General features: G+C 66.7%; 12 protein-coding genes and 3 pseudogenes. 6 read left to right on the forward strand and 9 right to left on the reverse strand.

Features of this window, described 5'->3' with window-relative positions:
• Positions 1 to 208: 208 nt before the first annotated feature.
• From GGE06_RS43670 to GGE06_RS10055, 4 genes are all read right to left on the reverse strand, one after another.
• The gene (locus GGE06_RS43670) at positions 209 to 2,845 is read right to left on the reverse strand and encodes a ferritin-like domain-containing protein (protein ID WP_184930573.1); all 2,637 of its coding nucleotides are present in this window, start codon (positions 2,843 to 2,845) and stop codon (positions 209 to 211) included.
• A 1,057-nt stretch (positions 2,846 to 3,902) separates the two neighbouring features.
• Complete coding sequence (locus tag GGE06_RS10045) at positions 3,903 to 4,112, reverse strand: hypothetical protein (protein ID WP_184930574.1); 210 nt, start codon at positions 4,110 to 4,112, stop codon at positions 3,903 to 3,905.
• Positions 4,113 to 4,346: 234 nt separating this feature from the next.
• On the reverse strand, positions 4,347 to 6,764 hold the full coding sequence (locus tag GGE06_RS10050; protein ID WP_376773520.1) for a galactose oxidase-like domain-containing protein: 2,418 nt from the start codon (positions 6,762 to 6,764) through the stop codon (positions 4,347 to 4,349).
• A gap of 14 nt (positions 6,765 to 6,778) precedes the next feature.
• Complete coding sequence (locus tag GGE06_RS10055) at positions 6,779 to 7,555, reverse strand: cupredoxin domain-containing protein (RefSeq protein WP_184930576.1); 777 nt, start codon at positions 7,553 to 7,555, stop codon at positions 6,779 to 6,781.
• Positions 7,556 to 8,085: 530 nt separating this feature from the next.
• Between GGE06_RS10055 and GGE06_RS10060 the strand changes: the two genes are divergently transcribed.
• The 3 genes from GGE06_RS10060 to GGE06_RS43675 all read left to right on the forward strand — a co-directional run bounded on the left by GGE06_RS10060 (position 8,086) and on the right by GGE06_RS43675 (position 9,420).
• Positions 8,086 to 8,250, forward strand: coding sequence for an integrase (locus GGE06_RS10060; RefSeq protein ID WP_116156849.1), 165 nt, complete (start codon positions 8,086 to 8,088; stop codon positions 8,248 to 8,250).
• 282 nt (positions 8,251 to 8,532) lie between these two features.
• Positions 8,533 to 9,024 (forward strand): hypothetical protein, encoded by a 492-nt coding sequence (locus tag GGE06_RS10065; protein WP_116156848.1) that lies wholly within the window; start codon positions 8,533 to 8,535, stop codon positions 9,022 to 9,024.
• A gap of 9 nt (positions 9,025 to 9,033) precedes the next feature.
• The gene (locus tag GGE06_RS43675; RefSeq protein ID WP_312883080.1) at positions 9,034 to 9,420 is read left to right on the forward strand and encodes a hypothetical protein; all 387 of its coding nucleotides are present in this window, start codon (positions 9,034 to 9,036) and stop codon (positions 9,418 to 9,420) included.
• 107 nt (positions 9,421 to 9,527) lie between these two features.
• Here the strand turns inward: GGE06_RS43675 and GGE06_RS43680 are convergent.
• Positions 9,528 to 9,713 (reverse strand): annotated as a pseudogene (locus tag GGE06_RS43680) (Ku protein); the annotation flags it as partial.
• A gap of 199 nt (positions 9,714 to 9,912) precedes the next feature.
• Here GGE06_RS43680 and GGE06_RS10075 point away from each other — a divergent pair.
• Positions 9,913 to 10,518, forward strand: coding sequence for a dihydrofolate reductase family protein (locus tag GGE06_RS10075; RefSeq protein WP_184930577.1), 606 nt, complete (start codon positions 9,913 to 9,915; stop codon positions 10,516 to 10,518).
• Positions 10,519 to 10,986: 468 nt separating this feature from the next.
• Here GGE06_RS10075 and GGE06_RS10080 read toward each other — a convergent pair whose 3' ends face one another.
• The 4 genes and pseudogenes from GGE06_RS10080 to GGE06_RS10095 all read right to left on the reverse strand — a co-directional run bounded on the left by GGE06_RS10080 (position 10,987) and on the right by GGE06_RS10095 (position 14,628).
• Positions 10,987 to 11,883 (reverse strand): polysaccharide deacetylase family protein, encoded by an 897-nt coding sequence (locus GGE06_RS10080; protein ID WP_184930641.1) that lies wholly within the window; start codon positions 11,881 to 11,883, stop codon positions 10,987 to 10,989.
• A gap of 159 nt (positions 11,884 to 12,042) precedes the next feature.
• Positions 12,043 to 12,780: pseudogene (locus GGE06_RS10085) on the reverse strand (transposase family protein); the annotation flags it as partial.
• Positions 12,781 to 12,898: 118 nt separating this feature from the next.
• Positions 12,899 to 13,431: pseudogene (locus tag GGE06_RS10090) on the reverse strand (VOC family protein).
• Between the two features lie 465 nt (positions 13,432 to 13,896).
• A complete protein-coding gene (locus tag GGE06_RS10095; protein ID WP_184930578.1) occupies positions 13,897 to 14,628 on the reverse strand; it encodes an AfsR/SARP family transcriptional regulator in 732 nt (243 codons plus the stop codon).
• 203 nt (positions 14,629 to 14,831) lie between these two features.
• Between GGE06_RS10095 and GGE06_RS10100 the strand changes: the two genes are divergently transcribed.
• Entirely contained in the window at positions 14,832 to 15,131 is a 300-nt protein-coding gene (locus tag GGE06_RS10100) for a Tn3 family transposase (RefSeq protein WP_221517900.1), read from the forward strand.
• Positions 15,132 to 15,766: 635 nt separating this feature from the next.
• Complete coding sequence (gene fxsT, locus GGE06_RS10105; protein ID WP_184930579.1) at positions 15,767 to 17,863, forward strand: FxSxx-COOH system tetratricopeptide repeat protein; 2,097 nt, start codon at positions 15,767 to 15,769, stop codon at positions 17,861 to 17,863.
• Positions 17,864 to 18,848: the final 985 nt, after the last annotated feature.

Here is an 18,848-nt window from a genome sequence, read left to right on the forward strand (position 1 = left end):
GCGCGGCGCACTACCCGCAGCGGGACCGGCGCAAGGTACCTGGCCGGTGGTCTGCGCGGCTGCTGTCGGCGGCGGCGCCGGAGGGACACCGGCCTGCGGCCCGGACGCCGCACCAGGAGGCCGGGCCCGGCCGGGCAATGCTCCGGCCAGGCCGTGGACACACATGCGTGAGTGGTGGTCATGGAGGTGGTGGCCGCCTGGCGTCGCGTCAGACCTGGAAGCTCGGTCCCAGGACGGTATCGGCGCCGGGAGTGGACGGGTGCTGGAACAGCTCCTTGGCGCGGAGTTCGACGGAGTACATCAGCGAGACCGCCTCCTGTAGGTGCTCGGGGTGCCCGTTGAAGACCCGGTCCAGGGCCCCGAGGAGATCACCGTACGTCCGGTCGCACAGCTCGGACGCGAGCCGGCCGGGGGACTCCTGCGGAATCGCGGACGTATCGGGGTCGTCCATCACCGGGTACACGCCGTCCGGGTCGAAGGGGATCTCCTCGCCCTCGAACACCCATGCGCCGTCCTTCTGGACCAGGCGTCTGCCCTTGACGACCTGCTGGAACCGGTAGTAGTGGGAGGGCTGCCCCTGATACTCGGGGTTGCCGATGGTGCCTTCGCCCTGATGGATGATCTCGTAGATCGCGGACTGGGCGGTGGCCACGTCGTACACCCTGTGGAGGTTCCCCGGCGCCTCGCCGGGCCAGTTCAGCACCTGGGGCCTGTCCTTCCCCGTGAAGATGCCGTCCCCCAGCTCGTCGATCCTTCTGGCCACCTGCGTGTAGAGCCATCCGATGGTGAACTCCTCGAACTCCGCCTCCTGGAAGAAGGTCCTCAGCGGGGAGAACAGATGGGTGTCCAGATCCTGCGCCGAAATGGCCTGGGCCATCTTGACGGTGTTGTTCTGGGGCAGCTCGTAGTAGTAGGACGTGACCTCGCCCAGCTCGTTGAGCTCGATCCGCTCGGGGACGACTGGCTCTGGATAAGGCGCCCTCGCCTTGGTGAGAGGCTGCTCGGGCCTCTCGATCCCCATGAACACGTCGCGGATCTGCTGGACCGAGCACCGGCGCAGCGAGACGACGAGGTCGGGCAGTACCCCGGCGGGCAAGTGGTTCGGGTACGTCGGCACGAATCCCGGCCGACCGATCCGGGGCTCCCCGCCCAACGCGGTCAGGATGTTGGCCACCAGGGTCATGTGCAGCATCTCCTGCCTCACGACACCCCGGATGATCTCGGCCACCTCACGGTTACTGCCGGACTTGAGGGAGAACAGCGCGTACAGGTACGGCGGAATGGTGGAGTGCTCGAGCTCGAGGGCGAGCTGGAGTGCGTGGCGCAGGTCATCGACGTTCCGGAGCGCCAGGAAGGGGGGCCGCTCCTGGCGCAGCCACCTCACGATCGCGTCCCTCTTGCCCGGCGACAGGTCGCGGGTGACCGGCATGTGGCTCGGTGAATCCATGGGCTCGGTGAGGACGTGCTCCAGGCGGTCCTTGTGCTTGACGACGTCGTGGTAGTTCGCCAGGTCGAGTACGTTCCGCATCACCGGGTACAGGTTGGCGTACTGCTGGAGGATCGGCTTGACGTCGGGGATCCAGGCGATGTCGGCCGGCTCCTTGTACTCGTCCCAGACCAGCACGTTGAGCTGGTCTTCCGTGTACATCACGGTCCCATTGCCGCTCGAGTACTCCGGGCCGTAATCGACGCTGTAGACCTGTCCGTCGATGTAACCGCGCGGGTTGCCCGGGTCGGTCGCCGCCAGTCGGACCGTGGCCTGCCCGTGCTGATCGGTGGTTACCGGCTGGATCGGCTGGAGCCCGCCTGGTTTGCCCATCGGGATCGGCGGTGCGACCAGGGAGTTGTCGTCGGAATGCCGCTTGGCGCCTTCCATGGCGGCGTTGTCGAAAACGATCTTGACGTTGGCGGCCGGCTCACCGAATCGGGTGGCGTGGACGGTGGTGGTCGGGCCCTCCCCCGCCTGCACCGGCGGGTAGACGTGGAAGACGACGTCGTCGGCGCGGGCGAAACTGGCGTCGCTGTTCTCCTCCAGCAGCACGGTGCCGTCGAGAGTCCATAGGGCGAGCCGACGGTCCGAGAACGCCGCCTTGCCCTCCTCGAGGTGGATGGTGGCGATGCCCGCGCGCTCGGTGAGGAACCTCTCGTCGAGGGGGCCGAGCTGAGCCAGCACATCCGGCTTGCCGCCGTCCTTCGGCAGGGCCACCACCTGAAGGAGGCCGATGCTGTCGAGGGGAGGGCCGCCGGGGGCACTGGTGGGAACGCTGTTGCCCAGATCGATGTGCAGCCGGTCCTGTCCGTCGATGCGGCACGGCGCGTCCATGAAGGGTCCTACCGCGGTCGGGCTGCGCAGTCGGCGCGCCGCGGTGAAGTGCCGGGGCTCTCCAGACGCGGTCGGACCGATGGAGCCCACGATGCGGCCCGTGCCGAACCGCGGCGAGTCCCAATCGGCTTCGTAGCCGTCGAGCATGAACTTGATGGACAACTCGTCATCGGCCGTGCTCTCCACCAGTTCCTTCAGGAACGGCGACGACCCCGTGTCCGTCTGGTCAGGGCTGAGCTTGATGACGGACTGGTAGACGGCGGAGTACCTGCCCAGACCTGTGGTCTGGCGGCAGCGCGGCCACAGGTCGACGAACGAGGCGCGGCGGAAATCCCCGCACAGCACCTGCCGTTGCTCGTTGTCGAACAGTCGAAGCCGCAGGCCCCAGATCTGGGAAACGGCCTGCTGCACCGGGTCCAGGTCCTGGATCTTTGCGCTGACGCGATCGCCGTCGTCCATCAGGGAGCCGTCGACGACGGGCTCGATCGCACCGGACGTCACCAGGCGGCCATCCGCCCCCACGACGCTGGTCACCTTGCAGTCGCGCAGGCGGAACGAGGCACTTCCTCGTGGATTCCACCAGCCGTCTTCTGTGAACCGGGAGCGTCTGTGAAAACGAGGTTGGAACGTGTCGTTGTTGAAGTGCTCCGGGTCGTTGTTGACGGTGGAAGGGTCGAAGAGGAACCCTCCTGAGAAGTGTAGGCGCGGGAACTGAAGGTAGCTCAACGGAAACTCCGTTCGGACGCGGGAGGCTTACCGGACACGTATCCGGTGTTGGCCAGGATGGGCGGTGCGGAGGCTCGGCGGTGGAGGCGCCCCGTTCATGCCTCGCCTGGCGGTCAAGAAATCAAGCCGAATGGGCGAGGCTTTCGTGGAATTCCCCGATATCCCGGGGAATGGCTGACAAGGCGCCGGAAACGCTCGTGGAACCGCCTGGCTCGTTTGGACCGCGCGGCGGTCGCCGAGTCAAGGCTGGCGCCGGAGGCCCGTTTCCGCCGCACGTGCCCCGTCGTACTGGCCGGCCGACGACATGCTCGACTACTACAGACTCGGCCGTTCCGCGTCGGCGAACCGGCGGACGCGCTTCTCCCCGCGGTCTCTGGTTGCGCAGTAATCGTCGCGTGTTGCCGTCAGAGCCGAGATCAGCCCACAGAGACCGACGGTCACCCGCTCCAAAACTGGCACCTCCGGTCTGTGACCGTAGGCTGTCAACCCCATCAAAGGTCAGGCCCGTGATATCCGTCCGGCTGTCCGAGCAACTGCGCGGCAGTCCTGGCGGGCTTACGCGCAGCTGGGTGCCAGTCCGATGGTCACGGCGGTCACCTTCGAAGGGAACACCAGATCCGAGCCACCTGACGGCGTGCGGACATGTCCCACACTCGTACGTCCGGTCGTCACCGCCGGTGACGACGAGGGACGGTCGTCGACCACGGTCGTGGCGAGGGCCCACACCGGACCGGTGTGGCCGGTCAGTGGCACACGCTTTGTGACTTCTGTGCACGCGGCCATGTCCCACATCTGAACCTGCCCGTCCCAGTGCCGGTGATGACGACCAGGCAGTCGCCGACGACAGCGACGATCAGCGCCCCCTGCTTGTTGCCCCCGGCCGGGGTGCGACCTGTCTCTGATACCGGTACCCAGTCAGGTCCCACACCAGCACGGCTTTGCCGTCGACTCCGGTGACGGTGACCAGGTGCCCGTCGATCACCGCTGTCGCCACCGACCGCCCCCAGTCGGCGTGACCGGTCGCCGCCTTGACGAACCCGTCGATCAGGCCGACGGTGACCATTCCTCCTGCCACCCCGCCCCCGGGCCTGCCGCCCGTGCTGCCGCCGACTTGCCGCAGCTTCCGTCCTCATCGACCAGGTCCGTCATGACCGGGAGGCTGACCGCGCCCTCCTCCGCAGCCGGGGGCGTCACCGAGCCGACCACCCGGAACATCTCCGACTTCCACTACGACTGCTGACCGAGGACTGCAAACCGGGCACCCCCGCCCACACGGGCGGGGGTGCCCCACGTCCGGCTAGTGGAGGTGGACGAACCTTCCCATGGACGGCGTTCCGCTGCCGTTCAGCACGAAGAGCATGTAGTACCCGCGCGGCGCGATGGCGTGCGAGTGCCCACCGTCAGGCGCGGTCGCGGTCACCTCCTGGTCTCCGGTCCGCACGAAATCGCACTCCAGCACCCGCTGCTCGGTGTCGGTCTGGTGGGTCACCGCCATGGGGCGGACGAGGACGACCTTCGCGACCTCGTCGGCCTGCGGGGTGCCGATGACGAAGTTGTGGCCGTGGTGCACGCCATAGTGCCCGGTGGGGCCGATCGCAGGGTCCCCCAGGGGCTTTCCGTCGATCGAGACGATGGCCGGTCGCGTGGCCAGGGTGCCGTCCGGGTTGAACAGGTACGGCGGGCTGAACACCTCGATGGTGTTCTCCACGCTCGACGTGCAGCCGCCCGCGCTCGCGCCGCCCGCTGCCATGACCTTGCCGTTCGGCAGGAGAAGTAGGCACGAGTGGTAGTGGCGAGGCGCGTTGAGCTCGTCCATCTGCCGCCACGGCGTCACCGCGGTGTCGGGGTCGTAGATCCACGACGCGGGAGTCGTGGTCTGGGTGCCGCCGGCCACGAACACCGTGCCGTCGGGAAGCAGTACGGTGGCGACGTTGACGCGCGCCTCACCGTCCGGAATCGAGGAGGGCGGGTCCCAGGCCGGGGAAAACGTCGACAGGTTCAGCGTCTGTACGGTCGAGCTGGTCCCGGGAGCGCCGCCACCGACGGCGATCACTCGGACGAACGGCGGGTTCCGGCGCAGCAGCAGACCGCTCATTCCCTTGGTCCGGTTCGTCGGCGGTCCGACCTCGGTCCACTGGCCGGTCGCCGCGCCGGTGAAGGTGAAGTAGGCCGCGGTGTCACTGAGGCCGTAGACGCTCCCGCTGCCGCAGTTGCCGAATCCTGTTGGCACGTAGCTCACTTCACCGCCAGGCAGCAAGTTCAGGCCGGGATAGAGCTGCTGGAAGTCCTTCGTCACCGGCCCGGTGACGGTCACCGGGGTGAAGCTGTCCGTGACCTCGGAGTACAGCTCCATCGCGGCAGCCCCCTCCTCGTCCTGGCCGCTGGCGATGAGCACTTGGCCCGAGTGCCCGGCCGGCCCCTCCTCGGTCCCGAGGGTTACGGCGGTCGGGTACCACCGTCGGGTGCTCATCAGGCCGGCGGTCTGGGTCCACTTCTTGCTGTCCGGGTCGAACTTCCAGGCCTGGTTCGAGGTCGCAGCGCCAGGGGAGAAACCGCCTCCGCCGACCATGAGCAGCTTCCCGTCCGACAGGAACGAGTGCCCGCCGCATAGGAGGCTCACTGTCAGTCCCGTTTCCGAGTCCGACAGCATATCGAACTTCGGCGTCGTCTCATCGGAGGGGTTCCATAGAAGCGTGTTGGGGCCGTCCGCGAGGAACATCACCTTCGACGTGTGGAGCAGTACGGCGTGCTCGATCTCGAACGCCACCCCGTTGGGCGCGAGGGGGTAGAGCAGGTCCCAGCGTCCGTACTGCGCCGCACCGAACTGCTGGGCGAGGTCGTCGAGCCGGTCGACGAGGGTGTCGGGGAGCTTGATCCTCAACAGGTCACGCGCGTGCGGCATCCCGAACGGGAAGTCGGTGTCGCGGAGTTGGGTCAGCTCTGCTGCGGTCTCCCGGTCATGATCGGCTTCGGCGCGGACGGACGCCGGAAGTCGGCCGCCGGGCCCGTTGATGTTCGGTGAATTCGGCAGCACTCCCGCCGTGTCCCAGTCGACGGTGTGAGCGTTGTTGTCCTGATTCACGAACCGGACCTGGTCCCCGACGTGGACCGACATGCTGGGCGGCACGTACTGACTGTGCTGCATCACCACCTCGTGGGTCTGTGCTTCGTCAGGGTGGTCGCCCGTATGGCCACCGCCCATCTCGCAGGGGACGCCCTCGGGCAGGCCCTCCACGAGCTCCCCGCCTCGGATGATCATGAGCGACCCCATCATTCCGTTCATCATGTGCATCAGCACATGGCAGTGCATGTGCCATTCGCCGATCGACTGGTCCGCTTCGGGGCCGCCGGCGCGCGTGAAGCTTCCTGGCGCACCGTCGATGGTGAAGGCCATCGAGTCGGCTGGTCCGAACACGCGGGTGTCCTCGAACTGGGAGACGGCTCTCACCTGGGGGCTGGCCTGGATCGTCTCCGGATCGGCTCCGTCGGGACCGGGGATGGTCCAGCGGTGGCCGTGGATGTGGAAGGTGTGGATGTCATCGCCCATACCGACCACACCGAACCGCATCCGGGTGTCGAGCCCCGCGATCAACGTCGGTGTGTTGCCGAGGAATACGCGGCCGTTGATCGTTATCCGGTCCACGCCGGCGAGCATGTGGAACAGCTGCAGGTACAGGGCCTTGGAAGGCGGCTGATGGTAGGTCGGACACCACACGCCGATGGCCGTCCTCAGGTCCTCGTCGAGCTCAAGGCGTAGGCCTCCGACGGTGGTGACCCGTTCCAGCCGCGGCTCGCGGCCTTTGGCCCCGCGGCATGCTTGGCGTGCTCGGCCACGGGAGTCGGCCCACCGCCGTTCCCGGGCATCCCGGGGGGTGGCGGAGCGCCGAGGCCCGCGAGGTGGTGGGGCAGAATGGGCAGGCCCCCCAGTGGAATGCAGTCATCGGTGATCGGACTGCCGTTCGGCGACCCTCCCGGCAGCAGGGCGGGATCGGCTGAGGTCGGGTCGTTGGGGAGCCGGATGTCCACCTCGTTCCGGTCGTCCGCAGGGTTGTGGATCACGATGATCCCGATCGCTCCGAGCCCGACGTTTTCCATGTCGCAGATGGAGTGGTCGTGGTAGAGCCAGACACCTGCCGTCGTGGGCCAGCCGAAGGTCTCCCACCGGTAGGTGAAGGTTCCGCCCGGCGGCACCCGGTCACCCTGCTTCAGGATTCCGCGGGGATCCAGAACCCCCGCCCAGGCGGCCGCCTCGGCGGCTGGCACCGGCTGGTCCTGGTCCGGAGGTGACAGCGGGTACGCGCCGTCCTGGGCCCGCTCGAACACGAACCCGTGCGGATGCAGGCTGTGTACCCGGTTCGGCGACTGCGGGTCCATGGCTCGCATGTCCATATTGCGGAAGTGCACGAGCACGGTGTCGCCGACTTCGCACTCGATGACCGGGCCGGGAATAGTGCCCATGGTCCCGGCGTCCGTCGGGTCGGGCTCGTTGAGGTCCCACGGGTTCACTTTGCGGTCGTCCGGGACGGTCCACGCTTCGCTGTCGTCCCCCGCGTCGGCGGTTTGTAGCGGCGCAGGATGAGAGCGTCCATGACCTTGAGAGGGGACTGGGGGTCCCGCAGGGGGTTGTGCATGGTCCGCGTCGTGGTGACCCCGGTACCTGGCGAGGTGAGCGAGACGTAACCGGTGCTTTCCCGGTGATCGCCTCGATCGTCTGGCCGGTCATCCGGTCCCTGCCGTTCGGCGACGCGTCCCAGGGCCGGTTCTCCAGCTGGATCCAGTACTCGAGCGTGGCCATGTGCCACTCCTCTTCTCTGCGGCGCCTGAAACGCACGCACCACCACAGGAGTGACGACATCGACCGTAGTCAGCGGTATGTGCTCAATAGTCAGCATGGAAGTTCCGCGATGGATGCGCGCGTCCGCATAACCGCGACCGGCCGGTCGGCCACGATGCTGAGCTCTGAAAGGAGCGGAACACCGTCGAGCGCTTGATCAACAAGCTGAAGGCCGTGCGGTTCGAGTACTGTTATTTTCAATATGCACCCTTGTCTGCTCCTTCGCAGCTCGGGCCAGAGCATCGAGGTCCTGTTCCGTCACTACGCCAAGTTCCTATATGGCGTCCGGGAGCAGGCCAACCGCCTCGTCGAGCAGCCCATGGAGGAGTGGGACCGCGTCAGCCGGGGCGAGTCGCCTGGGGAATGAGCCGGGGTTTGGTCCGTGACTGGTCCGGAAGAGCTGGTCAGGAACGGGATACCGGTGGGATGAACTGGTAGTTTCGGCGCAAACGCGCCCTCCAGATGTGCGTGGTGAGTGAGAGGCGCCTGAAGGGAAAAATCCCAGGTCAGGCGCCTCTTTTCGTGCCCCTAGAAGAACCCGAGCTTCTTCGGCGAGTAGCTGACCAGCAGGTTCTTCGTTCCGTAGATCCTTCCAGCACGGGGTCAGAACCATCAGGTGAGAACGGGCTCAGCACAAGGGAACGCACGAATGGGCGACATGCTGAGTATTGCGCGGGCGGAGATCCGTCGACGCGACTGGGCAGCGATCCGGTGCGGCTGCGGCCTGCCCGCCTCCCACCTGCTTGACGGGCTGATGGAGGATGTCCTCACCTGCGCCCCGGCCGCGCTGGCGGCCATGGACAAGCACGCGTTTGAGGGCCCGTTCCTGAGAGACCCGGCGCCGGCCGTGGCCGCGGTGGCGCTGGGCATGCTCGCCGACGGATTGACACCCCGACAGGCCTCGGACGTCCTGTGGCTGATGCTGCAACTGGCCGCGGGAGAGGGTGGGGACGAGGATCCTGACTCCTCCAGCCTGTATGCGCGCACCTTCCGGGTGTTGCGGGGTGGCCTCACCCTGGTTTACCGGGAGTTCCTCAATAATCCGTGGGGCAGTCAGGAGGCGCGCGAACTCCTCGAGATTCTGGAGGTCGATCAGAGCAAGCACGCCTTCTACGAGAAATTTCTCCGATCGACCTTCTGATCGGACAGGGTGCCACGACCACCCAACCTTGCCGCCAGGTTGAAAAAGGCTCACTCCTTCGAGGCCGCCATCATCCGTCTTGTGCCGCTCGTCAATGAAGGAGCGGACAAGGGGGAAAAACGCCGCGAGGTTGAGGAGCGGTTCACCCCCGCCATCGACAGGCTGACCCGAGCGGGCATGACTTCCCGCCTCGTGGGCACAGAGAAGAGCCGGACGCTCTTCACCGACGTCGAGAAAGGTTGGCGCGAAATTGCCTACAAGGTCGCAGGCGCCTCCGGAAAACCCGTACCAGACCAAGACCTGCTGAAGTTCAGCAAGGAGATCGCCGAAGACGAGAAAGCCTTCCACCAGGCCCTCGATGCATTTCTGAACGGAGTGGATGCCGAGGTGCTCTGATCTTGGCAATACGACCAGATCGCCACGCCGAGCCGTACGCTGTCAGTTGTGACCGCGACGGCTCTCGAGACCATCGGCTTGGCCTCGGGCGGGGAGAGCTCGGCGGGGGAGCAGATCTCGTTGCCCCAGTGCAGCCCGGACAGCAGCAGCGCGTCACCAAGGGGGCGGAGGAGACCGAGGCGCTCCCGGCCGCGGAGAACGAATTTGGCGACGGCGACCTTCTCGGTCCGGTCCAACGCCTTCCGAAGGAGCACGTACGGCTTCGCTGTGACTGCGCCGTCGGCGGTCAGGTAGTACGACCCCGCGCCGGACGGCCGATGCCGGCCGCCGCTCCCGTGCTACGTCAGGCTGGATAAAGCCGTGCAAATGCCCGAGGTCGGATGAATGTCGGATCCGCCATCGCGGTGAGACACCGTAGGGCTGTGCCGTGGAAGTGGCGCCGATGAGTTTTGGGCGGTTGTGTGGTCTACCGGTCAACGAAGGGAGCGCACCATGCGCAAGATCATCGTTTGCACGTTTCTGACGCTCGACGGCGTCATGCAGGCGCCGGGCGGTCCGGACGAGGACGCGGAGAGCGGTTTCAAGCACGGCGGCTGGCAGAAGCCGGTGGACGACGACGAGGTCGGCGCGGCCGTTGCCGGTTGGTATGAGCGCTCCGACGCGATGCTGCTGGGTCGCAAGACGTACGAGATCTTCGCGTCGTACTGGCCGACCGCCGATCCTGACAACCCGTTCACCGAGCGGATGAACAGCATGCACAAATATGTTGCGTCTCGGACCCTGACGTCCGTCCAGTGGCAGAACTCCACGCTGCTGGAGGGCGACACCGTCGATGCCGTACGTAACCTGAAGGCGTCCGACGGCGGCGACATCAACGTGGTCGGCAGCGGCGACCTCGCCCAGACCCTCATGCGGCACGACCTCGTCGACGAGTACCGGCTGACCATCCACCCGGTGATCATCGGCACCGGCAAGCGGCTGTTCGCCGACGGCGCGATCCCTACGGCGCTGGAGCCGGTCAGCGTCTCGACGACGAAGGGCGGCACCGTCGTCGGCGTCTACCGGCCGAACGGCAAGCCCAGCTACGACAGCTACTGATGTCGTATGCCACGGAATTTCCGCCGGCGACGCCTTGATCGCGATCGACACCCTGGCCGCTGCACCCGCCCAGATCGCCCCGGGGGTGGGGGAGCGCTGGCCGCAGTGAGGACTGCGACGATCACAGCCCGTCGGCGCCTGGGCCTGCCCGTCGAGTCCGAACCGGCGGCCGCCGGGCCGGGGGCGATGCCGGCCTCGCGTATCAAGCGCCGCACCCGGCCCCGAAGGCGCGGCCTCGCCCCCGGCTTCCAGCGCATTGGCTCATGAACGCCGCCCTGGGCTCCAACGCTCGTTGATCCGGTCATGACCACCACGACAAACAGCTTCGCCGCTCCCCAGGGCGCCGCGGACGCGGTTGCCGATGAGATCCGGCGCCGCCGCATCACCGTCGAGGATGCCCGCCGCCAGGACCGGGGCCTGCGCAGCGGGCACGACACTCCCTGCCCAGAGGGCAGCGGGCCGGATCACTCATCGCAAGTTGGTGCCCTGGGACCAGACGTGCTGGATCGTCCGGTAGTCGATCACGCGTATGTCCTCTTGCTGGAGAACCTCACGGGCCTGCGGCGATGTCAGGAACTCGTAGTCCGTCCGGCGCACGAGCCAGCCGCCGTCGACAGCTCGCGACTCCTCATCGCCCAGGCTGGGATGCACCGCCCATTCGTTGAGCCCGGCGGGCAGGTCGCGCAGCAACTGAGCGTATCGGGCCGCCTTTCCCTCGATGTCGAGGGAGAAGCTGTCCAGGAAGTCGTTGTCGGTGACCGGCAGTCCGCGTTGCCGCATCGACCGGCGCGCGGGTTCGAGCCAGACCCGGACCGCGAGGCCGTACTCAGCGGCCAGCTCGACCGTCAGGTCGAGGATGTCGTCGCGGCCGCCGTCGGCCAGGCAGTGGAAGTCCAGATGAGTCGGTGTGAGCCCGGCATCGGCGACGACATCGATCTGGGCGCGGAATTCGAGTGCGACCTCGTCGGGCCGAGCCTGGTCGAGCAGGGCCGTCCGTCCGGCGGGTGTCGGTGGAAACAACGCGCCCGCGGGGTCGAGCAGTGAGGGAACTCTTTCCCGGTCGGTCAGCGGTTCCCATGGCAGGCTGGGGAAGTCGGACACCAGGGTGAGGTGGATCCCGAACGGGACCTGCGGCCGTCGGATGAGCAAATCCACGGCCTGCTTCGCTGCGGGGGACAGGACCATCAGGCTGCACGAGCTGGCGATGCCCTCTTCGACCGACTCGATCACCGCGGCGTTGATCGCTGGATACATCCCGAAGTCATCGCAGTTGACGATCAGCAGTCGGACATCGGGCGGATGTCCCAGTAACTCACTCGACTGCTCTGCCGACGTGACGGCCGTGGGCCCGGTGCTTTCATCCATCCCCGCAGTCTGGGACCCAGCCAGACTTCGTGCACCGGGATATGCACGCCGCGACACGGCAGTGCCGTTATTTCCCGGGTTCCGGCTCAAGTTCTGTGGTCCGCGACTGTGGGTCACTGAGGCTTTTCCAACCTCAGCTTGAGGTTGCCAGGTAGAAGCGAGGACGGCCTTGACCAGGTCGGTGATGCGGGTGGTGCTGCAGCGGAGCTTGCGTAGCAGTCGCCACGACTTCAGGGTGGCCATTGCCTGCTCGCCCACTGCTCGGATCTTCGCGTGGGAGACGTTGACGGCCTTCTGGCCTGCGGAGAGATTCTCCCAGCGGCCACGGTAGGGGGCGCGCAGGATGCCACCAGCGCCCTGGTACCCCTTATCGGCCCAGCAGCGCACGCCAGCCCTCGGCCAGTGCCGCGATGACGCCGTGGGTGCGGGCGGCTTTGATGTCGTGGACCGGGCCGGGCAGAGCGGCGGAGGCCCACAGCAGCCGCCCGAATGGATCGGTGAGGACTTGTACGTTCATGCCGTGCTTCTTGTGCTTCCCGGAGTAGTAGGGCCGGTCGGCCGCGATCCGGTCGATGGGCAGCAGGGTGCCGTCGAGAATCACGAACGCCTTGTGTGCGGCGGTGCGTACGGCTGTGGCGAGGTCCGGTACGACGGCGGCCAGGACCTCGACCGCTTCGGTGATGTAGCGGTAGACGGTGGCGATCCCGCCCCCGAACCCGGCTGCGAGCTGGGCGTATGTGTGTCCCACCGCAGGTGGGCCAGGACCAGCAGGGCCTAGCGATCTGCGGGGAGCCGACGCCACCGCGTGCCCCGCTCCAGGCGTTGGGCGGTCAGCAGGCGGGAGGGACAGCGCAGGGTCGAACTGGACAGATCGATCCCTGATGAGTAGACGAGCACGCGCAGCTCCGGGCAGACAGGTTTATCTTGGCCGGCAACCCATCTACCAGGAGCTTCACCTCTGCCCGGACACCGCCCCAAGCCAACTGGCGATCGGTTCAGTCAAGTTGGACACTGATCAGTTGGTTGTCCTGACGGGAGCACTGCTGCGTCCGTGGTCTCGACCGCTGAGTTCGGTGTCGAGTGTCTCCTGAGCCACACGCATGACTTCGGCGTACACGGGGTCCTGCAGCCGCTTCCACATCTCCTCTTCCGAGACGTCCTCGACGCGGCTGATCACCCACCAGATATTGCCGACGGGGTCCTTGATACGGCCTCCGCGCTGTCCGAAGGCGTCGTAGGCCAAAGGCGTGACGACATGGCTGCCGGCTGCGACGGCTTGTGAAAGGCCTGGTCAGCGTCGGTGACGAACACGCGCAGCAGGCTTGGCATGGTGGGCCAGTTCGTGTGCCGGTCGAAGGCCAGCACGACGGTGTCGCCGACTCGAATCTCACCGTGACCGATCAACCCGTCCTCGGTGGGCACTCGCGCCAGCTCTTCGCCCCCGAACGTCTGGGAGACGAAGTCGAGGAAAGCCCCAGTGTCGTCGGTGACGACCCAGGGGGCGACGGTGGTGTAGCCCGCCGGCGTGGAGTTGGTCTGCTCAGATATCACGGCCCTTCCGCCAATGTTGGTTGCCAGTCACGACGTTAGGCGGGATCCAGGTCAGTTTCTGTCCTATATGGAAGGGCTGGGTGCCGGTGCTACCTCACGACCGCTCGGAGGTAACCCGCTCATAGCCTTCAGTCACCGCAACCTGAGGTTGGAACAGGCTCAGTGGTCCAGAACGTGATGAGCTACGAGCTGTTTGCATGGTGATCCGCGCGCTCTCACGCCCGCGGATCGGACGCCGACCTTGTGTCAGGGAGAACCTGCATGCAGTCCGAGGAAGTTGAGGAGCCTGCAGCGGGCGGTGCGGAATAGCGTGCATTCGTGTACAAGTGGCCCGGGGCAGGCTGCGTCGTCGATGACTGGTGCTTGTCACAGTCGCGCGCCGGACAGCGGGGAGTACCTGGACCGGCGAGATGAAGAGGGGGACCGCCGAGCCGGCGGTCCCCCTTCCTTCCTGTGGAACGGTCAGCGGCGAGTCACCTGCGCCATACGAATGGTCTCGTAGGTCTCTTCCTCCATGGTCCACCCGTTGTCCACGAGGAGGGTCTCCAGTCGCTGGATCGCTTCCTCGAGCCCGCTGTGGTCTCCCAGGAGCGCCAGGGCGCGGAAGCGATGGCGCCAGAGTTCCTCGCGCTCTCGGGCGACCTCGAGGCCCCGGCCGACGGCCCGCAGCGCGCCTCGGCCGTCACCGGCTTCGAGGTACCAGTGGGCCAGCAGGCCGGCGCTGTTGACGACCTTGTCGTTGATGTCCTCCACGATCGGCTCGGCCCAGCTGTGGTAGGTGGAGCCGACTCCGGAGAACGGGCGGCCCCGGACCAGTTCGAGCGCTCGGCGGAGCAGGGCCTGGCCCTGGGCGCGGGGGACTTGGAGGGCGACGTTGTGGAGGAGCTGGAACTGGATCCAGTCGCACTCGACTCCGACGAGCCGGTGGCCATCGGCGTGCTTGGTCATGCGGCGGAAGAAGGGTTGGCCCTCGTCATCGAGGCCGAGCCACCGGCGCACATCACGCAGGCGGGTGTTGCGGGTGTTGGGGGTGGTCAGCCCGCCACGTGGCGAGAGGACTTCGTCGATCTGAGGTGCCGTGGCGCCCGGATGAAGGACGAGGAAGGCAGCGAGTTCCATAGCCCGGGTGCGCCGGTTGGAGTCGACGGTGCCACGGGCCTTGGAGAGTTCCACCTTGCCCAGGAGGTTGATCACGGGCCGGTCCTGGGGAAGTCGATGTCCGGGAGACCCGCCTCGGACGAGCCATCGGAAGGCACGGCCGATGCGGGGAGCGGCTGGGACTGGGCGGTTTCGGGACGGGGGAGGACAGCCGGATACTGACCTGCGGAAGAGCCCGGGAGGCGGGCAGGACGACCTGCCCGGGCGTGGCCGAGGCCGGCAGGACTGGCACTGCGGCCGTGGCCCCGCCGCCGCCCTCCGAGCCGACGGCGCGCTCCGCCGGCTCGGTCACGTGGCGCTTCCCCCGCGGCGGCCCCAAGCACCCCACCTACCGGGCGATCGAGGAACTGGGCCGCGCGGTACGTACGGCGTTCATCTGCGACTACCTCGCCGACGCCGACCTGCGCCGCGAGATCAACGACGGACTCCAAGCCAAGGAGTCCCAGGAGGTCTCGATGCTCGCCCTGCGCCTGCTCCAGTCCGCGCTGGTGCACGTCAACACCCTGCTTCTCCAGGACATCCTGAGCGAGGAGAAGTAGCAGAAGCGGCTCACCGACGCCGACCGGCGGGCCCTGTCCCCGCTCTTCTGGACCCACGTGAACCCCTACGGCCGGTTCGAGCTAGACATGAACCCCCCACCTCGACCTCGCCGCCGCGGCCCCTCTTCCCGGCCCTCGAACTCCGCCCGAGGCGGAAACCGCCCGATTGGCAGCGGCCGGTGCGGCCGGGTCGGCATCCTGAAGACCCCATACCCCCAGCGTCGCCGATGGGCGGCGGACGTTGACCAGCGTGAGGCGCTGGGCCGGGCGGTGTCCTCCGCCCGGCCCACCCCATTCAGTGGCTCTGAATCCACCAGGTGATCCAAGTCAGGAACGCTGCTCCAGCCGCCGACGCCATGCCACGTACGAGGCTGAATATCGCAGCACGGCCGAGCCGGCGCGTGGTGCTGTTCTTGCGCTTCCTCATGGGAACCCCCAAGTCTCTTCACTCCGGCACGTTGCCGGCATGGGGAGAGACTCCAAGGGGAGCTGACTGCTCGTCCGGAAGAGCGGGCAGGGCGGGCGAATCCGCCCTAAGCTGCTGGTCACAGTCGTGCCCGCCGTGCCCGCTGCGGGCGGCGGGAGGCCCAGGCATCAGCGAGGAGGTCATCATCACCGCGGGAGACGCCCGCAGGTTGTACAGCGAGCTGTACGCGCTCAAGAGCCGGGCCGAGGCTGGCAGACGCGCCGCTGGCAAAGTGTTCTCGCAGCGCGAGCTGGAGAAGGCGCTGAGCAAGCCACCCTATTCGATTACGTTCCGGGGGCAGGCCATCAGCGACTGGCTTCCGGAAGACGCGGCTAAGGCCAAGGTCCCACGTGACGCTGATGTTGTCTGGGCCGTGGTGCGCCTGTGGTGCCACTGGGCCGAGGAGAGGGAACCGAACGAGAACTACTGGCGCACGCTTGTCGATCGTGCACAGCCAGTTCGGGTTCCGCAACCGCGCGCAACGGCCAGCTGCTCCAGCGGCCTATCAGCCGAACTACCTTTACGGGAAAGCAATCTGCCGCCTCGGACTGCCTGTTTCACCGGTCGGGACGAACTGCTACGACGGCTCGGCTCTCGCCTTAGCGATGGTCCGGTCTGCGTAGTCGCACTCCGGGGGATGGGGGGTGTCGGCAAGACACAGCTAGCCCTGGAGTTCGCACACCACCACCACGCTGCGGGTACGTATGACATTGTCTGGTGGGTCCGAGCCGAGCAACGTGCGGCGATGAACGAGGATCTGCTCGCGCTGGCGCCCCGGCTCGGGCTGCGCGAGAACGCCGACGTCCAAGCGGTGCTGACGGAACTGGGGCACCAGTCGAACTGGCTGCTGATCTACGACAACGTCGCCGACCCCGGCTTGATCGAGGGCCAGCTCCCATCGTCTGGGCACGTCATCCTGACCAGCCGGTCGCGTGGCTGGAGCCGCTACGCACAGCCACTGGACATCGGCCTGTTCACGCCCTCCGAGTCGGCGGCATTCTTGTGTGCTCGGACCGGCCGCGACGATCCCGGAGCCGCCGAACTTGCCGAAGCGCTGGGGCACCTCCCGCTGGCATTGGCGCAGGCCGCCTCCTACTGCGAGGAGCACCAGCTATCGATCGGCGGCTATTTGAAACTCTTCCGATCGCCACGGGTTAGAGCCCGGCTGCTGGAGACAGGTCTGCACTCGGCCGAATACCCCGACAGCGTTGCCACGACCTGGTTACTGCACGTCGATCACCTACGGGCGCATCGCCCGGCCGCACTCCAACTCCTACGACTGTGCGCGTTCCTCAGCCCCGACTCCATCCCTCTCAACTGGCTGCTCTCGAAACCCCAGCTGCTGCCTGAGCCTCTCGCTAGCGCAGCCAACGGGCTGGACGAGCAGTTGGCCGGAATTGTCGAACAGATCCGCGGGATCCCGTTCGAGGACCTGGAAGACGTCATCGGCGAGTTGGTCAAGACGGGGCTGATCACTCGACTGACCGACACAGATGTGAGCATCCACCGGCTCGTCCAGGCCGCGACAAAACAAGAGATGGGATCGGACCGCGCGAAAACTTGGCGAAGCTACGCTGACCTTCTGGTGCACGCCCTTCACCCGTATCCGCCATTCCCTGTCGAGCCGGAATACGATTCTGCTTTGACGGCGATGCGTATCCACGGCGCCTACCTTGCAGAGCAGCTTCGCGACGGCCACCCGCCGGAAAAGCCAGTCGAAGTAAAGCGGCTCATCGCTTTGGTGGATTTCACCGATGAAGGGTCATTCGAGACCATTACCGATTTTGAGTACACCTTCGAATGTGCTCAGCGATTGTCGCAAGCTCTTCACCAGGCCACTCAGCCGGGCTACGTCGCACTCGCTCTGGCGAATCTCGGCTACGCCCGCTGTCTAACAGGTCGGCACATCAAGGCAATGCAGGCCATGGAAGCGGCTGTCGAGACGTTGGGGACGGCAGTCACGACACCTGAGCTGGATAGCCTGCATGGGGCGATCCGGGCATGTCGGAAACACGCTGCAACTTCGGAACCTGCCGACGAGTCCGCCGAGGTCACAGTCGCCATGGTCTATGAGCACGTCGATCTACGTGACATCGCACGGGTCGCCCGAAACTCTGAAAGAGTCGTGCCCGCCTTCATCGAGATGGTTGGCCAGAACGAGATTTCCGAAGACCTGGCAACGGCCCTGGGGCATGACAGCGACGGGAATCTTCCGCTTCCATTCAGTCCGCTCTGGCACCAGGAGCCCGGCACTGATGAGAGCTGATGGCGATCGCCAACGTTTCGGCGACGGCGAACCGCCAGAGAGAGGGGGAATCCCCTGGCCACGCGGTTGGTGACTCTGCAGGGCTCAGGAGAACTCACGGGATGTCGCACACTCTGCGAAGGCCAGTACGGCCTGGTGCCCAGCGGCCGGACATGATGCGGGTGCTGTTCTTGTAGGAGGGGGCATCGATGCCGCGCAGAGTTGATGAGGCAGAGGCTGTAGAGGTCATGCGTGTCGCGGGGCTCGTGCCGCTGCAGCCTCGCCCAGTGGGTGGGAGGAGGGGTTGGCCTTCCCAGTGCCTGCGGTGTGGGCGGGAAGTTGCCCCGCACTACAGCACGGTGCAGGCGGCCGTTCGTTCACGCGGACGGGACTACGTGGGGTGCCGGTTCTGCGTAGCGGCAGATCGCGGCAAGCGCCAGAAGGCAGGCATGGCTGCGAAGGCCGAGCAGCTGATGCGGGACCACGGATGGTGTCCACTGGTTCCCTATCCCGGGGCGCTGGAACCGTGGCCATGCCTCTGCGGTGTGTGCGGGAGGCAGGCGGAGCCAGCGTTCGCCAAGGTCCAGGAGCGAGGGCAGGACAGGTGCGGATCGTGCGCGAAGGCGGAGCTGAGTGCGCGGTATCTGGCCGCAGAGGCGGGGCGGGCGACCGTCGACCTGGTCCAGGCCGGCTGGGAGCCGCTGGCCGCGTACCCGGGCGTGCACCAGGGTTGGAAGGCTCTGCACGGGGCGTGCGGTCAGGTCCGGTACCCGCGGTTGGCCGAGATTCGGGCGGGAGAGGTCTGCTGTTCGGGCTGCAACGGTTCGGTGCGGGTCAGCGGTGAGGAAGCCGTCGAGTTCATGCAGTCCGCCGGCTTCGATCCTCTGGAGTCCTACCCCGGCAGTCAGGTGCCGTGGACGTGCAAGTGCTTCCTCTGCGGAGCCATCGTCAAGCCGCGGTACACCACCGTACGCAGAGGTGGGGGTTGCGCGGAGTGCGCGAGGGT

The sequence above is a fragment of the Streptomyces nymphaeiformis genome (assembly GCF_014203895.1).
Classification (GTDB): Bacteria; Actinomycetota; Actinomycetes; order Streptomycetales; family Streptomycetaceae; genus Streptomyces; species Streptomyces nymphaeiformis.

Excerpts from the sequence above, each read along its gene's own strand:
- GGE06_RS10045 (WP_184930574.1), bottom strand. The coding sequence starts at position 4,112 with ATGGTCACCGTCGGCCTGATCGACGGGTTCGTCAAGGCGGCGACCGGT.
- GGE06_RS10075 (WP_184930577.1), top strand. The coding sequence starts at position 9,913 with ATGCGCAAGATCATCGTTTGCACGTTTCTGACGCTCGACGGCGTCATG.
- GGE06_RS10060 (WP_116156849.1), top strand. The coding sequence starts at position 8,086 with ATGCACCCTTGTCTGCTCCTTCGCAGCTCGGGCCAGAGCATCGAGGTC.
- GGE06_RS10065 (WP_116156848.1), top strand. The coding sequence starts at position 8,533 with ATGGGCGACATGCTGAGTATTGCGCGGGCGGAGATCCGTCGACGCGAC.
- GGE06_RS10080 (WP_184930641.1), bottom strand. The coding sequence starts at position 11,883 with ATGGATGAAAGCACCGGGCCCACGGCCGTCACGTCGGCAGAGCAGTCG.